The following is a 21,287-nucleotide window of genomic DNA, read 5'->3' as shown; positions in this document are numbered from 1 at the left end:
TGGCACTCCCGATGGTGTGGTGCTGGTGCGTAAGGCGGTGGCGCAAGCCTACCCCGAGCAAAAATCTACGCGGGTAGATATCGCTTCGAGGTCACGCTCCCGCATCATCGTCGACAACCACCAGGGAAAGATCCAGCAAAAACGCATCGTCCGGATTGTGGTGTGACACGCTGACGGAATTACCGGGGCTTCACAATGCAATGCCGGTCGCTGTACAAATGAAAAAGCATTGTTCGCTAACAACTGGACAGCTGACATCTTTGCACGTCAACGCAACGATGCAGCCCGAAAGGACCGATATCCGTGGCACAGCGCGTAGTAGTCACGCTCGCCGACGACCTCGACGGAGGGGAAGCGGAGGAGACGGTCACGTTCGGACTGGACGGCAAGTCGTACGAGATCGACCTCACCGCCGCCAATGCATCGAAACTTCGCGACGCACTCGCCCCGTTTGTGGAGGCGGGCCGCAAGCGGGCCCGCTCCGGCAAGACCTACCGCCGCACCTCCGTGGCCCCGGACCCGGCCGCGGTGCGCGCCTGGGCCCGGTCGAACGGCATGGAGGTGCCGCCCCGCGGGCGCATCCCCAAGAAGGTCTACGAAGCCTTCAACGAGTCTCGCTGAACCGCTCGTTCAGGCGGCGTTCAGCCGAGTTGCACAACACCCCGGGTGGTCCGCTAGAGTCTGGAGCACGCCGAGGGGCGAGGCCGAAACGCCAAAACCCCGAGGAACACACCATGCGGGTGTAGCTCAGTAGTAGAGCGCCCCCTTTCCAAGGGGGAGGCGCAGTGTGCGATCCCTGTCACCCGCTCTCATCACTCCTCGTTCACCTTCGGGAGATCGAGTAGAGTGATGCGCGCGCCGATCGGTGAAAGCCGGTCGGAGGCATGCGGACGTAGCTCAGTTGGTAGAGCGCAACCTTGCCAAGGTTGAGGTCGCGAGTTCGAGCCTCGTCGTCCGCTCCACACAGGTCTGAGGCGCCGGTCGAAGCGACCGGCGCCTCAGACTTTTTTGTTGCGCGGCTCCCCTTGCCCGCCGCCCGATGACATTTGTCATCGGGGCCCATGACAGCGCGCACTACCGAGTCCTCCGGGGCGGCGAAAGCCTTGAGTCATGGATATAGGAGAGAGCGCGATCGCGGTCGACGAGCTGCGGCGCCGATACGGGCCGGGCGGGGCCGGGGGGTTCGACGCGGTACGGGGCATCTCGTTCTCGGTGGCGCGCGGTGAGCTGTTCGCGCTGCTGGGCACGAATGGCGCGGGCAAGACCTCCACCCTCGAGGTGCTGGAAGGACTCGCGGCCCCGACCGGCGGCACGGTACGGATCCTCGGCCACGACCCGTTCCGGGAGCGGCGGAAGGTGCGGCCCCGGATCGGGATGATGCTCCAGGAAGGCGGCCTCCCGCCCGAGCTGACGGTCGCCGAGACCGCGCGGATGTGGGCGGGCTGCACCAGCGGGGCCCGGCCCGTCAGGGAGGGCCTGGAGCTGGTCGGGCTGGCCAAGCGGGCGAACGTACGGGTCAAGGTGCTCTCCGGCGGTGAGCGGCGCCGGCTGGACCTGGCCCTCGCCCTGCTGGGCCGCCCCGAGGTGCTGTTCCTCGACGAGCCGACCACCGGTCTGGACGCGGAGGGCCGACGGGACACCTGGGAGCTGGTGCGGTCGCTGCGCGACCAGGGCACCACGGTGCTGCTGACCACGCATTACCTGGAGGAGGCCGAGGCGCTGGCCGACCGGCTCGCGATCATGCACGCGGGCCAGATCGCCACCTCCGGCCGGGTCGCGGACATCGTGGCCGCCCGGCCGTCGCGCCTCTCCTTCACCCTGCCGCACGGCATCTCCACCGACGATCTGCCGCCGCCCGCCGCGCTGGGCGCCATGGAACGGGACTCGGTGGGCCGGGCCGTAGTGCTGCGCACCCGCGACCTCCAGGGCACCGCGACCGAGGTGCTGCTGTGGGCGCGGGAGCGGCGGATCGTGCTGAGCGGGCTCGACGCCCGGTCGGCCTCGCTGGAAGAGGCGTTCCTGCACATCGCGAGCACCGTCGAGACGGCACCGACGGCACCGACGGCACCGACGGCACCGACGGCACAGGGGGCGGCACAGTGAGCGGCACGACCACGATGGCACCGACCGCCGCCCGGGGGCGGGTGTTCGCGCTGGCCCGCGGCGAACTGACCCTGCTGGCCCGCAACAAGGCCGCGCTGACGTACGCGCTGGTGCTGCCCGGCATGCTCACGTACACCATGAAGACGGCCGTCGAGGGCGTCGACCTCAAGGGCACCGGGCTGGACCTGGGCACGCTGCTGCTGCCCGGTTCGATCGGCATGGCCCTGGTGCTGGCCGTCTACATGAACCTCGTCGGCGTCTATGTGATCCGCCGCGAGGGCCTGGTCCTGAAGCGGCTGCGCGCCGGGGAGCTGACTGATCCGGAGATCCTGTCCGGGTCCGCGCTCCCCGCCGTCCTGCTCGGGCTCGTCCAATGCGTGCTGCTGGTGGGCGGGGTGAGCGTCGCGCTCGACGTGTCCGCGCCGAAGGCCCCGCATCTGGCCGTCGTCGCGGTCGCGGTCGGCGTGGTGCAGATGGTGATGCTGGCCGCCGCGACCGCCGCGTTCACCAAGACCGCGGAGTCCGCCCAGCTGACACCGGTGCCGATGATGATGCTGTCGATGGTCGGCTCCGGTCTGTTCGTGCCGCTGGACGTGATGCCGGACCAGGTCGCGTCGGTGTGCGAGCTGTTGCCGCTGACCCCGGTGGTCGACCTCGCTCGGGCCGGCTGGACCGGGGACATCGGCGTGGTCGACGCCCTGGGCACCCTCGCGACGGCGCTGGCCTGGACGGTGCTGGCAGGGTGGGCCGTACACAAGCGGTTCCGCTGGGAACCGCGGCGCTGACAGGGCAGAGGGGTGCGGGTTCGTGATTGGGCGATGGCGCGGGGCGGCGCGGCTGACGCGGGTGGAGCTGTTCACCCGGTGGATGCTGTACACGCTGCCGTGGTTCTACCAACTCACGATGTGTGGACCGCTGGTGGAGGGGCTACGGCACACGGCCCCCACGCTGAAGTGGTCGCTGCTGGGCCTGTCCATGGTGCAGAGCGCGCTCGCCCTCCCGCTGTTGCGGCGCGGGCTCGACCACTATCTGCACGGTCGCCCGGTGGACCGCCGGCTGCCCGGGTTCGCCGCCGCACTGGCCGCGGCGGGGCTGGGGGTCGGGCTGGTGCTCCAGGCGATGGGCGGGCTGCACCAGCCGGGGGCGGCCGCCCGTACCGTCACGCTCACCCTGCTGCCGCTCGCCACCCCGTTCGCACTGCTGCTGCCGATGCGCACCTTCGCCGCCGTGCACACGGGGATCGCGGCGGCGCTGGCCGTGGCGGAGGCGGTGGTCCGGCCGGGGCTCGCCGCCCCGCTGGGGGCCGTCCTCGGGGTCGCCGGGACCGGGGCGCTGTGTCTGTTCACGGTCCGCTGTTCGGGGTGGATGGTGCAAGTGATGTACGAAGTGGACGCCAACCGGGAGGTGCAGGCGCGGCTGGCGGTCGCGGAGGAACGGCTGCGCTTCGGCCGGGATCTGCACGATGTGATGGGACGGAACCTGGCGGTGATCGCCCTCAAGAGCGAGCTGGCGGTGCAACTGGCCCGGCGGGAGCGGCCCGAGGCCGTGACGCAGATGGTGGAGGTGCAGCGGATCGCGCACGAGACCCAGATGGAGGTCCGGGGCGTGGTGCGCGGCTACCGGGAAGCGGACCTCCAGGTGGAGCTGGCGGGGGCGCGCTCGGTGCTGCGGGCGGCCCGGGTCGACTGCCGCATCGACGCCCCGGCCGAGGACGGCGGCGGGGCGCCGCTGCCCGAGGCGGTGCGGTCCGCGCTGGGATGGGTGGTCCGGGAGGGGACGACGAACGTGCTGCGGCACGCGGACGCCGGGCGCTGCACGCTCCGGGTCCGGGTGCACGCGGGGACGGCGGTGCTGGAGATGGACAACGACGGGGTGCCCACGGAGACTCGGGCCGGAACGGGGGCCGGTACCGGGACGGAAGCCGGGACCGGAACCGGGGAGGGCAGCGGGCTCAAGGGGCTGCGGGAGAGGCTCGCGGCGCTCGGCGGCACGCTGGAGTCCGGTCCCGGCGACGGCGTCGGGACGTACCGGCTGCGGGCCGAACTCCCGCTGGAGGGCGCCGCATGAACGACGGCCGGGTGATCCGGGTGCTGCTCGCCGACGACGAGCATCTGATCCGCGGCGCGCTCGCCGCGCTGCTGGCCCTGGAGGAGGACCTGCTGGTGGTCGCCGAGGCCGCCTCCGGCCCTGAGGCGCTGGCGATGGCGCGGGCGCACCGGCCCGATGTGGCGGTGCTGGACCTCCAGATGCCGGTCACGGACGGGGTCGGGGTCGCGGCGGCGCTCCGGTCCGAACTGCCGGACTGCCGCACCATGATCGTGACCAGCCATGGGAAGCCGGGCCACCTCAAGCGGGCGCTGGAGGCGGGGGCGCGGGGGTTCGTACCGAAGACCGCCTCGGCGCAGCGGCTCGCCGAGATCATCCGGGCGGTGCACGGCGGCAGCCGGTACGTGGACCCCGACCTGGCCGCCGACGCGATCAGCGCGGGCGACTCCCCGCTCACCGCGCGCGAGACGGAGCTGCTGGATCTGGCGGCGGACGGGGCGTCCGTCGCGGAGATCGCCCGGCGGGCGGCGCTGTCCCCGGGGACGGTACGGAACTATCTGTCCGCGGCGGCGGCGAAGCTGCACGCCGAGAACCGCCACGCGGCGGTGCGCAGCGCGCGCGAGCGGGGCTGGCTGTAGCGGGAGTTTGCCGGGGTTTGTCCCGACGGTGGTGGCGGCGGGACGAGGTTTGGTTATAGTAGAGGCGCGCCAACCGGGAAACCGGCGGCGCGTGCGGACGTAGCTCAGTTGGTAGAGCGCAACCTTGCCAAGGTTGAGGTCGCGAGTTCGAGCCTCGTCGTCCGCTCCATATCGAAGGCCCCGGTCGATGCGACCGGGGCCTTCGTCGTGCCGTGCGCCGTGGCTACCAGCTGATGCCGGTCAGCCGCTCGTACGCCTCCACGTACTTCGCCCGCGTCCGCTCCACGACCTCCGCCGGGAGCGGCGGCGGGGGCTGCTCGCCGCGCCGGTCCCAGCCGGAGGCCGGGGAGGTCAGCCAGTCGCGGACGTACTGCTTGTCGAAGGACGGCTGGGCGCGGCCCGGCTGCCAGGTGTCGGAGGGCCAGAAGCGGGACGAGTCGGGGGTCAGCACCTCGTCGGCGAGGACCAGCTCGGCGCCCTCCGCGTCCGCGGTCGCCGCCGCGTAGCCGAACTCGAACTTGGTGTCGGCCAGGATGATGCCCCGCTCCCGGGCGATGTCACGGGCCCGGGCGTACACCGCGAGGGTGGTCTGCCGCAGATGGGCGGCGGGCTCGGCCCCGATCCGGCGGGCGACCTCCTCGTAACTCACGTTCTCGTCGTGCTCGCCGACCTCGGCCTTGGTCGCCGGGGTGAAGATCGGGGTGGGCAGCTCGGAGCCGTCGGTCAGCCCCTCGGGCAGGGCGAGGCCGCAGACCGTGCGGTCGCGCTCGTACTCGGCGAGGCCCGAGCCGGTGAGGTAGCCGCGGGCCACGGCCTCGACCGGGATCATCCGCAGCGACCGGCACACCAGGGTGCGGCCCTGCCAGTCGGCGGGGGCACTGGGGGGCAGCTCGGTGGACAGGACGTGGTGCGGGACCAGGTCGGCGAGCAGGTCGAACCACCACAGGGAGAGCTGGGTGAGGACCCGGCCCTTGTCGGGGATCTCGGTGGGCAGCACCCAGTCGTACGCGGACATCCGGTCGCTGGCGACCATGACGAGGTCGCCCTGCTCGGTCCGGTAGAGGTCACGCACCTTGCCGGTGTGCAGGTGCTCAAGCCCCGGAACCTGCACCGGTTCGGGCTTTTCGACGAATCCGGACACGCTTCCTCCTGGTGGTTCTGTCCAAGCCACCACGATTCTGCCCCACGTCCTCCCGCCGGTGCCGCCAACCCCGCCCGCCCCTCCCTCACGCCCGCTTGCAGATGCGGTCCAGCAGGTTCGCCGTGGCACGCTGCACCCGCTCGTCCCGGTGCCCCGGCCGGTCCAGCGCCGGAGACCACGCGAAGGTGCCCGAGGCGAACACCAGGGCACCGCTGGGGGCTCGGTAGAGGGAGGTGTCCTGGTGGCGGGTGGCGCCCTCGCCGTCCTCGTACGGGGAGTGGGCGAGCAGGATCCGGCGCAGATGGTCGGGCAGCGGGGTGCGCGGGAAGTAGCGGTCGGCCTCGCCCGCGACCAGGCCGGGCAGCTCGTCGCCCTCGGCCGCCCCGGTGGCCTCCCAGAGCCAGTGGCCGCCGTTGCGCACGATCAGCGGCCGCGGTTCGGGCACCCGGCCCGCGTACTGGATGCCCATCAGCTGCTGCTCGGGTGCCGCCTCGCGCCACAGCGCGGCGCGGCCGGGGCCGCGCCGCTTGCGGCAGGTCAGCAGGCGGTCCGGGCCGGAGGGCGAGGGGGCCAGCTCGACCTGCCAGTACATGGTGTTGGCGGAGAGGAAGACCAGCGAGGTGCCGCTGTCCCGGGCCCGCTCGACGGTGCGCCGGAGCGCGGCCGACCAGTACTCGTCGTGGCCGGGGAAGACCAGCCCGCGGTAGCGGGTGGGGTCGACGCTGCCCGCGTGCAGATCGCGGGTCTCGGCATAGGCGAGGTCGTAGCCGTAGCGCTCGGCCCAGCGGATGAAGTCGTACGCGTGGCCCACGTGCAGCGGCAGCCCCGCGCCCGCGTACGGCCGGTCGAAGGAGACCGTGACGGCCGCCTCCGACTCGCCGAGCAGCTTCCCCTGCTCGTCCCAGGCGTGGTAGAGGCTGGCGCCGGTGCGGCCGTCCTCCGGGTAGAGGTTGTACGCCTGCCAGGTGAAGTCGGGCAGGACCAGGAGCAGATCGGCGGGGCGGGTGTCGCGGACCGTGAACGGGATGTGGCTGCGGTAGCCGTCCACCGTGGTGAGCACGGCCACATACGCGCCGAGCTTCCAGTACGAGGGGATCTGCAGCCGCCAGGACAGCCACCAGTGGTGGCAGGAGACGGTGCGGTCGGCGGTGAGCGGCGGCGGCTGCACGATGCCGGACAGCCGCGGGCTGGTGGTGATCTTCGACGCGCCGTCGCCCCCGTAGTGGCCGATGCGGTAGATGTCCACGCCGAACTGCTGCGGCGGGTCGACCGTGATGCGGAAGTCGATGGCCTCGCCGGGGGCGGCGGCGGAGGTCGAGGTGAAGCCCTTGATCTGGCGGCGCACATCGTCGGCGGTGCGCGGGCCGGGAATCCTCACCGTGGTCCCGGGGGCGTGGGCACGGTCCACGTACCAGGGGACCACATGGCCCGTGTCGTCGAAGTAGTTCTCGCTGGTGCGCAGCCAGGGCAGCGGACCCTGGCCGAAAGGATCCGTCACCGCGTGGGCCATCGCCCCGGACTCCCAGCGCCGGATCTGGTCCGTCCCCATCCTCGTTCCCCTCCCTGCGTGCCCCGGCGGCGTCTCGTCGCCTCGCTGCCGTGCGTTCCCCGTCCCGCAGGTCCGGGCCTTGTGGGCCCGGGTCCGCGGGGCCGGTCGGTGAACCGGGCTGGTAGCCCGGTCCGCTGGGCCGGGTGGCAGCGACCAGTCCCAGCACATCACATTACGCACCCGCTCCGTCACCGATCGTCGCTAATTCTTCAATCGGAAACCATCCGTAAGCCGCGATGTGACGGTGGGCCGGACGAATCAGACGAGCCGCACCGGCTTCTCGGGGCGAACGCCGACCTCGGCGAGCCAGCTGCGCAGCGGGGCCGCGTCGCCGTCCTCCACCAGGGTGAGCACCGGATGGGACAGATCGGAGCGGCGGCGACCGGCCACCAGGAGCACCGGGCCGTCCAGCCAGTCCAGGCCGGGAGCCGCGCCCGCGGTGTCCACGGCGGCGCAGCAGACCATCGCCGTCACATGGTCGGCCAGCAGCTCACGGCCGGTACGGGGCGGCTGGAGCGGGAGCAGCGGCGCGAAACCGTCGATCCAGGGGTCGCCGCCCGCGCCCTCCGCCGTACGGGCCTGCTGGGCCTGTGCGGTGGCCCGGTGGGCGGCGGCCTCCTCGCGGGCCAGCTCCACGGTGAGCCGGGCCGCCAGGTCCTCCCCGAGGCCGTCGGCGCCGGTGCCCTCGGGGCCGGTGGCGGTGAGCCGGTCCATGACCCGGGCCAGGGTCGGCGGAACGGGGGTGCTCGCGGGGGTCGGCGGCGGACCGCCCGGGGCCGTGCGCTCGTCGAGGACCCGGTGGAGGCGGGCCGCCTCCTGGCGCCATTTGCGGTCCACGACCTCTTCCGGATACTGCCCCCAGTCGACCGGGCACCAGTCCGGGCCCGGCTCCGGGGGGCCGCCGTGGAAGAGCCGCGCGGCCAGCAGCGACGTGGCCTCGTCGATCAGGCCGGGCTCCTCCAGCAGATCGCAGGCGGGCCGCTCGCTGAGCCGGGAGGCGAACCCCTCGGCGAGCCGGTCCCGGCGGGACAGCTCGGTCAGCGCCGACACCACGCCCGCGTCCAGCCGGGAGGGCCAGCGGCCCATCCGCCAGGCGGGCAGCGCGACCCGGGTCAGCAGCCGGTCCCAGCCCGCGTAGGCGAGGCCCACCTGCTCCTGGGCGACGATCCGCAGCCCGTAGTCGACCGCCTGGGCCCGCTCGGAGGCGGCCGCGGCGACCGCGCGCTCCATCTGGGCGGCGTGGTCCCGGCAGCCGCGCAGCAGCATCCGGGAGATCCAGCCGACGAAGGCGAGGGCGGGGCGGCGGACGGCCCGGCCGAGCGGGCCGCCGGTGCCGCTACCGCCGCTCGCGGGGTCGTCGTCGCGGGAGGCCGCGACCGCCACGGCGGCGTCCAGCCCGCGCACGAAGCGGCGGGCGGCGGCTATGTCCGGGTGGACGGAGGGGCCCGTGCCCGCGACCACGGGCGCCAGCAGCGCGCGCAGCTCGGCGACCCGCATCCACCACAGGAACGGCGATCCGATCACCAGGACCGGGGCCCGGGGAGCGCGGCGCTCCTCCCGGGGCGCCCGGGAGCGGCCGCCCCGGAGACGGTCCGCGTGGCCGGTGTCCGGCGGTCCCACGGTGTGCACCGCGCGGGACTCCTCGGGCGGATGCCGGTCCTTGCCGCCACCGCCACCGTCACCGCCGTGCGCCGGATGCGCACGGTCCTCCAGCCAGCTGTCGCAGTCCGGGGTGAGCGCTATCGCGGACGGCGCGGGCACCTCCAGCCGCTCCGCCAGGTCGCGGACCAGCCGGTACAGATCGGGGGCCGTCTCCTCGGCGATGGGCACCGTGGGCGTCAGCGCCGGTTTCGCCCGGACGACCACGGCGGCCACGCCCGCCGCCAGCAGCAGGACCAGCAGGGCACCGCCGATCACCGCCCAGCGCAGCGCGGTCCAGCCCTCGTCGTGCGAGCCGCCGCCGATGCGCCCGGTGGCGCTGCCCGCGAGCAGCACGACCGCCACGGCGGCCGGAAGGAGGGCGACCGCGAGCGCGGCGCCCCGGATACGCAGTACGGCGAGGGCACGGGCGCGTGCCGCCAGTGCACCTGCTTCCGGACCTGCCACGGTTCTCATCACCCCCTACTGTCCGGCCGGTGGTTGAACAGCGGACGACGGCGGCGTTGTCTTCCCCCCACTGTGGCACCGGCCGCCCGCTCCGCAATGCCGATGGGCCAGTTGCCGCACCTCGCCTGAGCGGCACAGTAGTTGGAGGCAGGGCGTGCGTCAGCAGGATACGGAAGCCCTCACCCGATGGAATGGCCTTGGGCAGAACCGGGAACCTGGTGGAGTCCGGGTGGAATCCCCGCGACCCGGGCGGGTCAGGGGCGCTGTCAGGCGCCGCCCGCGCCGTCCGTGGCCGCCTTCGCCGCGATGTCGGTCCGGTGGTGGGAGCCGTCGAGCCCGATCCGGGACACCGCCCGGTACGCCCGCTCCCGGGCTTTGGTCAGGTCGGAGCCGGACGCGGTGACGGACAGCACCCTGCCCCCCGCGCTCACCACCTCGCCGGACGCGCCGTCCCGCTTGGTGCCCGCGTGCAGCACGTACGCCTTGGGCCCGTCCTCCGCGGCCACCTCGTCCAGCCCGGTGATCGGGTCGCCGGTGCGCGGGGTGCCGGGGTAGTTGTGCGAGGCGATCACGACGGTCACCGCGGCGCCGTCGCTCCAGCGCAGCGGCGGCTCGGCGGCCAGCGCACCGGTCGCGGCGGCCTTCAGCAGGCCGGACAGCGGGGTCTTCAGCCGGGCCAGCACGACCTGGGTCTCCGGGTCGCCGAAGCGCGCGTTGAACTCGATGACCCGCACGCCGCGCGAGGTGATCGCGAGCCCCGCGTACAGCAGCCCGGAGAAGGGCGTGCCGCGGCGGCGCAGCTCGTCGACGGTGGGCTGGCAGACCGTGGCCACGATCTCGTCCACCAGGGCGGGGTCGGCCCAGGGCAGCGGGGAGTAGGCGCCCATGCCGCCGGTGTTCGGGCCCTCGTCGCCGTCGTACGCCCGCTTGAAGTCCTGCGCGGGCTGGAGCGGCACCACGGTCTCGCCGTCGGTCACCGCGAACAGCGACACCTCGGGCCCGTCGAGGAACTCTTCGATCACCACGCGGCCGCAGGCCAGCGCGTGCTCGCGGGCGGCCGCCAGGTCGCCGGTCACGACGACGCCCTTGCCCGCGGCGAGGCCGTCGTCCTTGACCACGTACGGCGGGCCGAAGGCGTCGAGGGCCTCGTCGACCTCGGCGGGGGTGGTGCACACGTACGCGCGGGCGGTGGGCACGTTCGCCGTGGCCATGACGTCCTTCGCGAACGCCTTCGACCCCTCCAGCCGCGCCGCCTCGGCGGACGGCCCGAAGGCCGGGATCCCCCGGGCGCGCACGGCGTCGGCGACGCCCGCGACGAGCGGCGCCTCCGGGCCGACGACCACCAGCTCGGCTTCCAGCGCGGCGGCCAGGTCGGCGACGGCGGCGCCGTCGAGGGCGTCGACGGCGTGCAGCTCGGCGACCTCCGCGATACCGGCGTTGCCGGGCGCGCAGTGCAGTGCGGTGACGTCGGGATCGAGGGAGAGGGAACGGCACAGGGCGTGTTCGCGGGCGCCGCCGCCGATGACAAGGACCTTCACGGTAGGCACCCTACGGCCTCCCCGGTGCGGACGGCCCGGCCGGGTCAGGGCGCGGGACGGGGCGGGCGGCCACTCTTTCGGGTGAGCGGGGACGGGACCCTATATCCGATGTCCACCACTTATGGGCGGAATACCCGGGATCGTGGCCTCGTGGCCAGCCGTTCGGCGGTAGGAATGGTCGTCGCGCATCAGCCGCGCGCCAGGAGATACACCGCCGCAGAGGGAGTTGCACGGGTGAGTCAGCCGGAGATGCAGCCCGAGGAACTCCCTCGGCAGGAGGGGGCGAGGACGCGGGAGGACGTGCTCGGCCGGCCTTTCCCGCACGGCGACTGGGGGGAGCCCGCCGAGCGCCTCGACGAGCTGTACCAGTGGGTCGAGGAGGGCGCGCTGCGGGTGGGCGCCTGGTACCTGGCCGACCGGATGTGGAAGCGGCGGGCCGCCCGGGCGCTGCGGGCGGGGGCCGCGGCGGGGGCGGTGGCGGGGGCCGTGCTGCCGCTGCTGGAGCTGACCGGGGTGCTGGGCGGCGGGGCCGGCTGGGGCGCGCTGGCGCTGCTGCTGGCCGTCGCGTGCGTGGGCTGCGACCGGTACTTCGGCCTGACGTCCGGCTGGATGCGGGATGTGGCCACGGCGCAGGCGGTGCAGCGGCGGCTGGAGTCGCTCCAGTTCGACTGGGCGTCGGAGAGCGTCCGGGAGGTGCTGGGCCCGACGGAGGGCACCGCGTCCGAGGCCGTGGAGCGGTGTCTGGCGGTGCTGCGGCGGTTCTGCGAGGACGTGTCGGAGCTGGTGCGGACGGAGACCGCGGGCTGGATGGTGGACTTCGGCTCGGGGTCGGCGCCGATGTTCACCCATTCGCCGTTCACCCAGTCACTGGTGGCCCAGGGCTCCCGCCCGGACAGCGGGAGCCCCGCGCACCGCTTTCCGCTGCCGCCGGGCAGCACCCGGCCCAATATGCCGCGGCAGCGTCCTCCCGAGCCGCCCCGCTGAGCCGCGCGGCGCGGCCGCGGGGCAGCCGAGCGGCTCGGCTCAGATCGGCTCGGCTCGGCTCAGCTCGGGCTCAGCTGAAGAGGATCATCGATCCCTGGCCCAGGCTGCGCGTCGCGGCCGCGTGCAGGCCCAGCCAGACATGGCGTTCGCGGGCGAACGGGCTGTCCTCGTACGGCCCGGGCGCGGCCGGTTCCTCCAGGCTGGTCGGCCGGGCGGGGGGCGCGGGGGCGGCCGGGGGGTTGGACGGGTCGATGCCGAGCGCCGGGGCGACCGCCTCCAGTTCGCGCAGCAGCCCATGACTGGATCCCAGGGGGCCGCCGCCCTCCATGAGTTCGTCGTTGGACAGCGGGCCCGGGAAGTCGACGGGGACGTAGGCGCCCGCGTGGTCGTAGTGCCACACCAGGTGCGACTGCTTGGCCGTCGACTCGAACATTTCGAGCAACTGCTCGTAGTCCCCGCCAAGTTCGTCGACCGGGGCGACCTCGAGCCCGCACAGCTGCAGGAGGTAGGCGCGGCGCAGGAAGTGGAGTGCGTCGTAGTCGAATCCGGCTACCGGGGCGACGTCCCCGGACAGGCCCGGCATGTAGCCGAGGACGGGAACCGGCGGCAGACCGGCCTCACCGAGGGCCTTGTCGTAGGTTGCGATCTCGTCGGCGAAGGGGTTGTCGGGGCTGTGGCACAGCACGTCGACAAGGGGGACCAGCCAGAGGTCACAGGCCACGCGATCTCACTCTCGTATCCGTATGGTCGCTGGTCGCTTCAGCGTAGTGCCCCGGGTACGCGGGGCGAAGAGCGCAGACAGCAGCCGTCCCCCGCACGCGGCGCCCGCGCGGGCGTCCTCACGGAGCGTCGGTCACCAAGCGCTCGATCAGCGCACGGAAGTGCGCGTTGTACGCCGATATGAGCCGCTCGGAGGCCGTGGGATCACGGCGGGTGACGGCTGCGGTCAGCTCGCAGTGGCCCGCCCACAGCTCGCCGCGCAGATCGGCGACCCGGCGCAGATACGGCACGGTGAACACCCAGGTCTGCATGCGCAGCCGCTGGAGGAAGTCGGTGATGTAGGGGTTGCCGACCAGCCCGCAGATCTCGCGCCAGAAGCGCAGGTCGTAGCCGATGAAGATGTCGAGGTCACCGCCGCGGGCGGCCCGCTCGGCGGCCTCGGCCCGGCGCCGCACCGAGGCCAGGGACTGCGGGTTCATGGCGGACAGCGTCTGCTCGACGGCGTGCCGGAACAGCCCCTCGACGACCATGTTGCGGGCGTCGACCATGTGCCGGAAGTCCTTGATGGTGAACTCGTGGACCTTGAAGCCACGGTGCTCCTCGACGTCCAGCAGCCCCTGCGAGCACAGGTCGAGCAGGGCCTCGCGGACCGGGGTGGCGGAGACGCCGTAGTGGTCGGCCATCTCCTTGACGGTGAACTGCCGCCCCACCGGCAGTCTGCCCGCGAGCACCTCGTCACACAGCGCGTCGGCGATCTGCTGCCGCAGGGTGTTCCGCTTGACCGGGCTGGTGCCGGGCACGGGCATCGAGGACCGTCTCCTTCCGCGGCCGTCGTGTCATGTCATCCGTAAGCGGACGGCCCTCGCATCACGATATGCGAGGGCCGTTGCGCAAAGTACGCAGAGTCAGGTGGTGGTCTACACCGGACGGCTATATGTGGCTATGAGGCGTGAAGAGGACGTGACGCCACGGTGAGGGAACCGCTACACGGTGTGCGCGTCCGCCGCGCTCAGCGCCTCGTCGAGAATGGCCAGACCCTCCTTGGCCTCGGACTCGGTGACCGTGCACGGCGGCACGACGTGCGTGCGGTTCATGTTCACGAACGGCCACAGCCCGCCGCGCTTGCAGGCGGCCGCGAAGTCGGCCAGGGGCTGATTGGCGGGACCGCTCGCGTTGTACGGGACGAGCGGTTCGCGCGTCTCCTTGTTCTTGACCAGATCGAGCGCCCAGAAGACGCCCAGACCGCGCACCTCGCCGACCGAAGGATGGCGCTCGGCGATCTCCTTCAGGGCCGGGCCGATCACGTTCTCCCCGATCGCGGCCGCGTTCTCTACGATGCCCTCCTCCGCCATCGCGTTGAGCGTGGCCACGGCGGAGGCGCAGGCGAGCGGATGGCCGGAGTAGGTGAGGCCGCCGGGGTAGGGCCGCTGGTCGAAGGTGGCGGCGATCTCGGCGGAGATGGCCACGCCGCCGAGCGGCACATAGCCGGAGTTGACGCCCTTGGCGAAGGTCAGAAGGTCCGGGGTGACACCGAAGTGGTCGGCCGCGAACCAGTGGCCGGTGCGGCCGAAGCCCGCCATGACCTCGTCCAGGATGAACACGATCCCGTACCGGTCGCAGATCTCCCGGACCCCGGCCAGATAGCCGGGCGGCGGCACCATGATCCCGGCGGTGCCGGGGATGGTCTCCAGGATGATCGCGGCGATCCCGGCCGGGCCCTCGTAGGCGATGGTGTCTTCGAGGTGGCGCAGCGCGCGCTCGCACTCCTGCGCCTCGTTCTCGGCGTGGAACGGCGAGCGGTAGAGGAACGGCGCCCAGAAGTGGACCACACCGGCCGAGGCCGTGTCGGAGGGCCAGCGGCGCGGGTCACCGGTCAGGTTGATCGCGGCGGCGGTGGCGCCGTGGTACGAGCGGTAGGCGGAGAGCACCTTGGTGCGGCCGGTGTGCAGCCGGGCCATGCGGACCGCGTTCTCGACCGCCTCGGCGCCGCCGTTGGTGAAGAAGATCTTGTTCAGGTCGCCAGGGGTGCGCTCGGCGATCAGCCGCGCCGCCTCGGACCGTACGTCCACCGCGAAGCCCGGCGCGATCGTGCACATCTTCGCCGCCTGCTCCTGGATGGCGGCGACGACCTTGGGGTGCTGGTGGCCGATGTTGGTGTTCACCAGCTGGCAGCTGAAGTCGAGGTAGCGGTTGCCGTCGTAGTCCCAGAAGTACGAGCCTTCGGCGCCCGCGACCGCGAGCGGGTCGATCAGCCCCTGCGCGGACCAGGAGTGGAATACGTGAGCGCGGTCGGCAGCCTTGACGGCGGCGCCGGCGGCGGCATCGGGGCTGGGGTGCGTGGGCTGCACGGACACGTTCGCTACCTCGGATCGCTCGCGGGTCTGGGGCGACCCCCAGCGTACGGAGCCGCCGGACCGGCCGCACACCGCCAAGGTGTACGGCATCGGCGGCGTGACCCGGCACTGTGTCGGGGCGCGGGGTGGGTGGCCGGGCGGCGCGTCCCGACCCGCGCGTCCGGACCCGCGCGTCCGGACCCGCGTATACGGAACCGATAACGGATCGCCCGCGTCGTCCACTTCGCTCACGGCCGCCTTTATTCTCTCCAGGGGGCTGATCAGGGGGATCAGGGAAGGGACGTTCGTCAGCATGGAAGACCTGGGGGCGGAAGACCCACGCTGGATCGGCGAGTACCGACTGCTCAAGCGGCTGGGCGCGGGCGGCATGGGCCGGGTGTTCCTGGCGTACTCGGCGCGGGGCCGTACGGTCGCGGTGAAGCTCGTACAGACCGAACTCGCGCAGCAAACGGAATTCCGGCGGCGCTTCACCCAGGAAGTGCGGGCCGCGCAGCGGGTGGGCGGCGAATGGACCGCCCCGGTCCTGGACGCCGACACCGAGGCCGCCACCCCGTGGGTCGCCACCGGCTACATCGCCGGACCCTCGCTGCACGCCATCGTCGCCGGGTCCGGTCCCCTGCCCGAGCGGACCGTGCGCATCCTGGGCAACGGCCTCACCCAGGCCCTGCGGTCCATCCACGGCGCCGGTCTCGTCCACCGCGACCTCAAGCCGTCCAACATCCTCGTCACCATCGACGGCCCGCGCGTCATCGACTTCGGCATCGCCCGCGCCCTGGAGACCGTCACCGACGGCATCCTCACCCGCAGCGGCGCCGTCGTCGGCTCCCCGGGCTTCATGTCGCCCGAGCAGGTGCGCGGCGAACGCGTCACGCCCGCCAGCGACGTCTTCTGCCTCGGCTCGGTGCTCGCCTTCGCCGCCACCGGCCGCCAGCCCTTCGGCACCGCCGACAGCGGCGTGCACGCGGTGATGTACCGCATCGCCCAGGAGGAGCCCGACCTGACCGGGCTGCCGGACGGGCTGCGCGACCTGGTCACCGACTGCCTGCGGAAGACCCCGGAGGAACGCCCCGCCCTGGACGAGCTGCTGGAGCGCACGGCGGGCCCGGAGGACGAGGCGGGCGCGGACGCCGAACCCTGGCTGCCGGGCGGCCTCGTCGCCCAACTCGGCCGCCACGCGGTGCAGCTGCTCGACGTGGAGACGCCCGCGTCCCCGATACGGCCCTCGGTGCCCGCCCCGCCGCCGCTTCCGCCCACGGCGGGCGCCGTCCCGCCACCGCCCGCGGCCCCGCCGTCGGCCACGTCGTACCCTCTGGCCCCGCCGCCGCCCAGCACCCCGCCGCCGAGCACCCCTCCCCCGGGGGCCACGCCCCCGCCGCCCCCGGCCGAGCCGCCGAAAGCGGCGGCCCAGCGGGAGGAGGCGCCGCGGACCACCGCGCCGGATGCCGAGACGCCGCCCCCGAGCGCCCCCGCCGAGGGGCCACGCCCCGCGGACCGCCCCGCCGAGGAACCGGCCCCGGCGGCCGCGCCGCAGGCCACCGCCGGATCGCAGGACCCCGCCGGATCGCCCGGCGCCACACCACCGCACGCCGCGCCGCAGGCGTTCGGGCCGCCCGCGGTCACGTCGTTCGGGCCGCCGACTCCGCCCAGCGGGCCCCAGGGGCCGGGCGGGCCCGGGGCGCAGAAGCCTCAGCGGGGGCGGCGCAAGGCGCTCGTCGTCGCCTCGGCCGCCCTTGCCACGCTGCTCGTCGCCGGGGCCGCGGCCTTCGCCGTCATCAAGTCCAACGGCGACGACGGCGGCAGGAGCGAGCAGGCCACCGACTACGACAAGGCGACCCACACCCCGCCGAGCACGGGGTCCGGGAAGTCGAAGGCGCCCGGCGGGGGTTCGGGGTCGCCGGGGCCGTCGTCCACCAAGCTGGGCGCGACCGGGGATGTGCCGCAGAGCTATCTGGGGGCCTGGGAGGGCGAGATCGAGCAGGACGGCGACGCCACCGGCAAGATCCGCCGGATCGTCCTCTCGCAGGGCGCGGTCGGCGCGGCGGTGGCGGACACGATGATGTCCGAGCCGGACAAGTTCTGCCGGAGTTCGGCGACCCTCAAGTCGGCGGACAGCCTGCTGGTGATCGAGGACGACGAGGCGTCGGTCAGCGTGCCCGACGAGGCGTGCGGCGCCGTCGGGGAGCAGACCCTGCGGCTGGGAGACGACGGCTCGCTCGCGTGGAGCACCACGGACGGCTCGGCGGAGGCGACGCTGCGCCCCTCCAAGACCGGGGACACGGTCGTACCGGCCGCCTACGAGGGCACCTGGCTGGCCAAGGACGCGTTCGGGGAGACCGGCGCCACCCGGAAGCTGACGATCAGCCAGGGGGCGATCGGCACCGCGGTTGCCGAGGAGATCGGCGACAGCAACAAGTACCACTGCGAGGGCAAGCGGATGCTGGCCTCGGTCGAGAAGGGCCTGGTACTGAGCCCCGTCAAGGTCACGAAGGCCACACCGGAGGATCTGTGCGAGACGGGAACCTCGCTCACTTTCACCGCGTCTGGAAAGGACAAGCTGCGCGTCGTCTATGAAGACCCGGACAGCTTCAGCGATGAGACGATGACCCAGACCTTCACCCGTCTGAACTGATCGGCCGATCGGCGTACGGGGACCATCGGCACAGGGACAGGAGCCACACCGCGATGCAAAACCTCGGGGCCCAGGACCCGCGGTGGATCGGCGAATACCAACTGCTCGGCAAGCTCGGCGAGGGCGGAATGGGCAAGGTGTACCTCGCCCGTTCGGCCCGTGGCCGTACCGTCGCCGTGAAGCTGGTACAGGCCGAACTCGCCCGGCAGCCGGATTTCCGGGGCCGCTTCAAGCGAGAGGTGGAGGCGGCGACACGGGTCGGAGGTCAGTGGACCGCGCCGGTGCTCGACGCCGACACCGAGGCCGCCGTGCCCTGGGTGGCCACGGGGTACATCGGCGGACCGTCCCTGCACGAGGTGGTGGCCGAGGGCTTCGGGGCGCTGCCCGAGCAGTCGGTGCACGTGCTGGCGCACGGCCTGTCGCTGGCGCTGCGCGACATCCACGGCGCGGGGCTGATCCACCGCGACCTCAAGCCGTCCAACATCCTGATCACGATCGACGGCCCGCGGGTCATCGACTTCGGCATCGCCCGCGCCCTGGACGCGGTGGGCGGCGGCAACAGCAATCTGACGGTGACGGGTGCCGTCGTCGGCTCGCCGGGGTTCATGTCGCCGGAGCAGGTGCGCGGCGAGACCGTGACCGTCGCGAGCGATGTGTTCTGCCTGGGTTCGGTGCTCGCGTTCGCGGCCACCGGGCGGCAGCCGTTCGGCCGGGTGGACAGCGGCATACACGCCCTGATGTACCGAATAGCCCAGGAAGAACCCGATCTGGAAGGGCTGCCCGAGGGGCTGCTCGGCCTGGTGACCGCCTGTCTGAGCAAGGACCCGGCGCAGCGGCCGTCGGTGCCGGACCTGATCGCCTACACCGAGGCGGCCGCGCCCGATGCCGCCGAGCCCTGGCTGCCGGGCGGGCTGCTGGCCCGGCTCGGCCGGGACGCGCTCCAGCTGCTGGAGGCCGAGAACCCGCATCAGCAGGCGGTGGCTCCGGCGCCCACCCCGCCGCAGAGCGCGTACGCCAGTCCGAGCGCGGGCGCGGCCGCCGCGGCGTCCGGGCCCTCGACGCCCCACCCCCCGTCGGCGTACGGCGCTCCGAGCGCCCCGGCGGCGTACGGGTACCCGGTGGGCGGGCCCGCGGGGCCCATGGGGCAGCAGCAGCCGGGCAGCCCGTGGCCGCAAGCGGGCGGCGGGTACCAGACCCCGTCCGGCCCCGCGACCGGGGAGCGGAAGGTGCGCTCGGTGCGCGCGCTGGGGAACGCCCTGGTGGCCGTGTTCAGCCTGTGGATGCTGCTGACGATCAGCGACCTGTACCTGCGGATGTCGCAGTTCGGCGCGCTCCGCGACCTGGCCGACGACGAGGGGTCCTCCGCCGCGGTCAGCCGCAGGACGGAGGCGATCTCCTCGCTGGACGGCGCCCTGGGCATGTGCGTGGTGGCGCTGGTCGTGCTGTGGCTGGTGTGGTTCCGGCGTACGTACACCAACGCCACGGTCCTGTCGCCCGGCCGGCTGCGGTTCGGCAGCGGCTACGCCGTCGGGGCGTGGTTCATCCCGGTCGCCCAGCTGTGGATCCCCAAGCAGATCGCGAACGACGTCTGGACCGCCAGCGCCCGCCCGGGCGCCGCACGGGTGCCCCGCGCGGCGCTGCACTGGTGGTGGACGGCGTTCGTGCTGATGTGCTTCTCCGCCCCGTCCGCCGGGATCCTGGAAGTGGTCACCGACGGCAGCAGGACCCTGGACGAGCGGGTCGGGGTCGCCGGTCATATCGCGGACGACGGCATCTCGCTGCTGGCCGCGGTCCTGGCCATCGTCGTGGTGGTCAAGCTGACCGGGATGCAGGAGCGGCGGCGGGCGGCGCAGCGGCAGCAGCAGCAACAACCGCCCGTACCCGCCGGGGTCTTCGGCCCGCCCGTGAGCTGACGGCGTGACGCACGACGGCCCGCACGCGGCGTGGTGACGCCGTCGTGCGGGCCGCGGCAAACCCGGCCGGGCCGTGGCTCAGAGGAACGAGTTGATCTGGATCGTCTCGTCCCGGCCCGGGCCGACGCCGATCGCCGAGATCGGCGCGCCGGACATGTCCTCCAGCGCCTGCACGTACTTCTGCGCGTTCTTCGGCAGGTCGTCGAAGGTCTTGGCCCGGGTGATGTCCTCCGACCAGCCCGGCAGCGTCTCGTAGATCGGCTTGGCGTGGTGGAAGTCGGTCTGGCTGTACGGCAGTTCCTCGACCCGCTTCCCGTCGATCTCGTACGCCACGCACACCGGGATCCGCTCCCAGCCGGTGAGCACGTCGAGCTTGGTGAGGAAGAAGTCGGTGAGCCCGTTGACCCGGGTCGCGTAGCGCGCGATGACCGCGTCGAACCAGCCGCAGCGCCGGTCGCGGCCGGTGGTCACACCGCGCTCGCCGCCGATGGTGCGCAGCTTCTCGCCGTCCTCGTCGAGCAGCTCGGTCGGGAACGGGCCCGCGCCGACGCGCGTGGTGTACGCCTTCAGGATCCCGATCACCCGGTTGATCTTCGTCGGGCCGACGCCGGTCCCGGTGCAGGCGCCGCCCGCGGTCGGGTTGGAGGAGGTGACGAAGGGGTACGTCCCGTGGTCGACGTCGAGCAGGGTGCCCTGGCCGCCCTCGAAGAGCACGACCTGGCCTTGGTCGACGGCGTTGTTGAGGATCAGGGTGGTGTCGGCGACGAAGCCGCCGAGCTGGTCCGCGTACCCGAGCAGCTCCTCGACCACCTGGTCCACGGCGATGGCGCGGCGGTTGTAGAGCTTGGCGAGCACCTGGTTCTTGAAGTCGAGCGCGGCCTCGACCTTCTGCCGCAGGATCGACTCGTCGAAGATGTCCTGGACCCGGATGCCGACACGGTTGATCTTGTCGGCGTACGACGGGCCGATGCCGCGCCCGGTGGTGCCGATCTTCCGCTTCCCGAGGAAGCGTTCCGTCACCTTGTCGATGGTCGTGTGATACGGCGTGATCAGGTGCGCGTTACCGCTGATCAGCAGCTTGGACGTGTCGACGCCGCGCTCGTTCAGCCCGCTCAGCTCGGAGAGCAGGACCGCGGGGTCGACGACGACGCCGTTACCGATGACGGGGGTACATCCGGGCGAGAGGATGCCGGACGGGAGCAGGTGCAGGGCGTACTTCTGGTCGCCGACCACCACCGTATGGCCCGCGTTGTTGCCGCCCTGGTAGCGGACCACATAGTCGACCGAGCCACCGAGCAGGTCGGTGGCCTTTCCCTTGCCCTCGTCACCCCACTGAGCACCGAGCAGCACAAGTGCGGGCACAGGCGTACACCCCTTCCGGGCGGGGCATGTCCAACGTGCGTGGTGGCGTGCGTCACCACAAGAGCCGTCGAACCGGTGCCCCGGATAGACGAAGCCCCTGGCGCAACAGCGACAGGGGCTCTTGCACCGAGAGATTACCTGAGGAAGGACCGAGGTGTCGGCTCCAGACCCCTGGCACTCTCCGCCGGACACCGTCCGGGGGCG

General features: G+C 72.8%; 17 protein-coding genes and 3 tRNA genes. 12 read left to right on the top strand and 8 right to left on the bottom strand.

Annotated features, from left to right (window positions below; all coding sequences use genetic code 11):
• Positions 1-16 precede the first annotated feature (16 nt).
• The 9 genes from ACZ59A_RS40470 to ACZ59A_RS40430 all read left to right on the top strand — a co-directional run bounded on the left by ACZ59A_RS40470 (position 17) and on the right by ACZ59A_RS40430 (position 4,956).
• On the top strand, positions 17-166 hold the full coding sequence (locus ACZ59A_RS40470; protein WP_470969665.1) for a hypothetical protein: 150 nt from the start codon (positions 17-19) through the stop codon (positions 164-166).
• Between the two features lie 137 nt (positions 167-303).
• Positions 304-621, top strand: a complete 318-nt coding sequence (locus ACZ59A_RS40465) for a histone-like nucleoid-structuring protein Lsr2 (protein ID WP_470969663.1) — start codon at positions 304-306, stop codon at positions 619-621.
• Between the two features lie 115 nt (positions 622-736).
• A tRNA-Gly gene (locus tag ACZ59A_RS40460) sits at positions 737-808 on the top strand.
• Positions 809-886: 78 nt separating this feature from the next.
• A tRNA-Gly gene (locus ACZ59A_RS40455) sits at positions 887-962 on the top strand.
• A 148-nt stretch (positions 963-1,110) separates the two neighbouring features.
• Complete coding sequence (locus tag ACZ59A_RS40450; protein ID WP_470969661.1) at positions 1,111-2,103, top strand: ABC transporter ATP-binding protein; 993 nt, start codon at positions 1,111-1,113, stop codon at positions 2,101-2,103.
• Between the two features lie 14 nt (positions 2,104-2,117).
• Positions 2,118-2,888 carry an ABC transporter permease gene (locus tag ACZ59A_RS40445; protein ID WP_470969846.1) on the top strand — a complete coding sequence of 257 codons (771 nt, stop codon included), beginning with the start codon at positions 2,118-2,120 and terminating at the stop codon, positions 2,886-2,888.
• Positions 2,889-2,910: 22 nt separating this feature from the next.
• A complete protein-coding gene (locus tag ACZ59A_RS40440; RefSeq protein WP_470969658.1) occupies positions 2,911-4,170 on the top strand; it encodes a sensor histidine kinase in 1,260 nt (419 codons plus the stop codon).
• Positions 4,167-4,787, top strand: coding sequence for a response regulator (locus ACZ59A_RS40435; protein WP_470969656.1), 621 nt, complete (start codon positions 4,167-4,169; stop codon positions 4,785-4,787). Before ACZ59A_RS40440 ends, ACZ59A_RS40435 begins: the two co-directional genes overlap by 4 nt.
• Positions 4,788-4,880: 93 nt before the next feature.
• Positions 4,881-4,956, top strand: a tRNA-Gly gene (locus ACZ59A_RS40430).
• Positions 4,957-5,010: 54 nt separating this feature from the next.
• On the opposite strand, the gene ACZ59A_RS40425 is transcribed toward ACZ59A_RS40430, so the two are convergent.
• The 4 genes from ACZ59A_RS40425 to purD all read right to left on the bottom strand — a co-directional run bounded on the left by ACZ59A_RS40425 (position 5,011) and on the right by purD (position 11,121).
• Positions 5,011-5,928: a phosphoribosylaminoimidazolesuccinocarboxamide synthase gene (locus tag ACZ59A_RS40425; protein WP_470969654.1), complete on the bottom strand. Its 918-nt coding sequence runs from the start codon at positions 5,926-5,928 to the stop codon at positions 5,011-5,013.
• Between the two features lie 85 nt (positions 5,929-6,013).
• Entirely contained in the window at positions 6,014-7,477 is a 1,464-nt protein-coding gene (locus ACZ59A_RS40420) for a N,N-dimethylformamidase beta subunit family domain-containing protein (RefSeq protein ID WP_470969651.1), read from the bottom strand.
• Positions 7,478-7,735: 258 nt separating this feature from the next.
• On the bottom strand, positions 7,736-9,592 hold the full coding sequence (locus ACZ59A_RS40415) for a hypothetical protein (RefSeq protein ID WP_470969648.1): 1,857 nt from the start codon (positions 9,590-9,592) through the stop codon (positions 7,736-7,738).
• Between the two features lie 257 nt (positions 9,593-9,849).
• A complete protein-coding gene (purD, locus tag ACZ59A_RS40410; RefSeq protein WP_468042712.1) occupies positions 9,850-11,121 on the bottom strand; it encodes a phosphoribosylamine--glycine ligase in 1,272 nt (423 codons plus the stop codon).
• Between the two features lie 234 nt (positions 11,122-11,355).
• Between purD and ACZ59A_RS40405 the strand changes: the two genes are divergently transcribed.
• Positions 11,356-12,105 (top strand): SLATT domain-containing protein, encoded by a 750-nt coding sequence (locus ACZ59A_RS40405; protein WP_470969646.1) that lies wholly within the window; start codon positions 11,356-11,358, stop codon positions 12,103-12,105.
• A gap of 70 nt (positions 12,106-12,175) precedes the next feature.
• Here ACZ59A_RS40405 and ACZ59A_RS40400 read toward each other — a convergent pair whose 3' ends face one another.
• The 3 genes from ACZ59A_RS40400 to ACZ59A_RS40390 form a co-directional block, all read right to left on the bottom strand.
• Entirely contained in the window at positions 12,176-12,826 is a 651-nt protein-coding gene (locus ACZ59A_RS40400; protein ID WP_470969643.1) for a hypothetical protein, read from the bottom strand.
• 118 nt (positions 12,827-12,944) lie between these two features.
• Positions 12,945-13,631 carry a GntR family transcriptional regulator gene (locus tag ACZ59A_RS40395; RefSeq protein ID WP_470969639.1) on the bottom strand — a complete coding sequence of 229 codons (687 nt, stop codon included), beginning with the start codon at positions 13,629-13,631 and terminating at the stop codon, positions 12,945-12,947.
• 177 nt (positions 13,632-13,808) lie between these two features.
• A complete protein-coding gene (locus tag ACZ59A_RS40390) occupies positions 13,809-15,179 on the bottom strand; it encodes an aminotransferase class III-fold pyridoxal phosphate-dependent enzyme (RefSeq protein ID WP_470969636.1) in 1,371 nt (456 codons plus the stop codon).
• A 292-nt stretch (positions 15,180-15,471) separates the two neighbouring features.
• Between ACZ59A_RS40390 and ACZ59A_RS40385 the strand changes: the two genes are divergently transcribed.
• On the top strand, positions 15,472-17,808 hold the full coding sequence (locus ACZ59A_RS40385; protein WP_470969633.1) for a serine/threonine protein kinase: 2,337 nt from the start codon (positions 15,472-15,474) through the stop codon (positions 17,806-17,808).
• Between the two features lie 53 nt (positions 17,809-17,861).
• Positions 17,862-19,721, top strand: coding sequence for a protein kinase domain-containing protein (locus tag ACZ59A_RS40380; protein ID WP_470969630.1), 1,860 nt, complete (start codon positions 17,862-17,864; stop codon positions 19,719-19,721).
• A 78-nt stretch (positions 19,722-19,799) separates the two neighbouring features.
• Here the strand turns inward: ACZ59A_RS40380 and ACZ59A_RS40375 are convergent, their stop codons facing one another.
• Positions 19,800-21,083 carry an adenylosuccinate synthase gene (locus ACZ59A_RS40375; RefSeq protein ID WP_468042723.1) on the bottom strand — a complete coding sequence of 428 codons (1,284 nt, stop codon included), beginning with the start codon at positions 21,081-21,083 and terminating at the stop codon, positions 19,800-19,802.
• Positions 21,084-21,287 lie beyond the last annotated feature (204 nt).

Source organism: Streptomyces sp. NPDC040405 (assembly GCF_055595765.1).
This window is presented reverse-complemented; position numbering and strand designations above follow the sequence as displayed.

Bases quoted from the DNA above. Each gene is read 5' to 3' on its own strand.
- ACZ59A_RS40450 (WP_470969661.1), top strand. From the start codon at position 1,111: ATGGATATAGGAGAGAGCGCGATCGCGGTCGACGAGCTGCGGCGCCGA.
- ACZ59A_RS40445 (WP_470969846.1), top strand. From the start codon at position 2,118: ATGGCACCGACCGCCGCCCGGGGGCGGGTGTTCGCGCTGGCCCGCGGC.
- ACZ59A_RS40435 (WP_470969656.1), top strand. From the start codon at position 4,167: ATGAACGACGGCCGGGTGATCCGGGTGCTGCTCGCCGACGACGAGCAT.
- ACZ59A_RS40420 (WP_470969651.1), bottom strand. From the start codon at position 7,477: ATGGGGACGGACCAGATCCGGCGCTGGGAGTCCGGGGCGATGGCCCAC.
- ACZ59A_RS40415 (WP_470969648.1), bottom strand. From the start codon at position 9,592: ATGAGAACCGTGGCAGGTCCGGAAGCAGGTGCACTGGCGGCACGCGCC.
- ACZ59A_RS40395 (WP_470969639.1), bottom strand. From the start codon at position 13,631: ATGCCCGTGCCCGGCACCAGCCCGGTCAAGCGGAACACCCTGCGGCAG.
- ACZ59A_RS40385 (WP_470969633.1), top strand. From the start codon at position 15,472: ATGGAAGACCTGGGGGCGGAAGACCCACGCTGGATCGGCGAGTACCGA.
- ACZ59A_RS40380 (WP_470969630.1), top strand. From the start codon at position 17,862: ATGCAAAACCTCGGGGCCCAGGACCCGCGGTGGATCGGCGAATACCAA.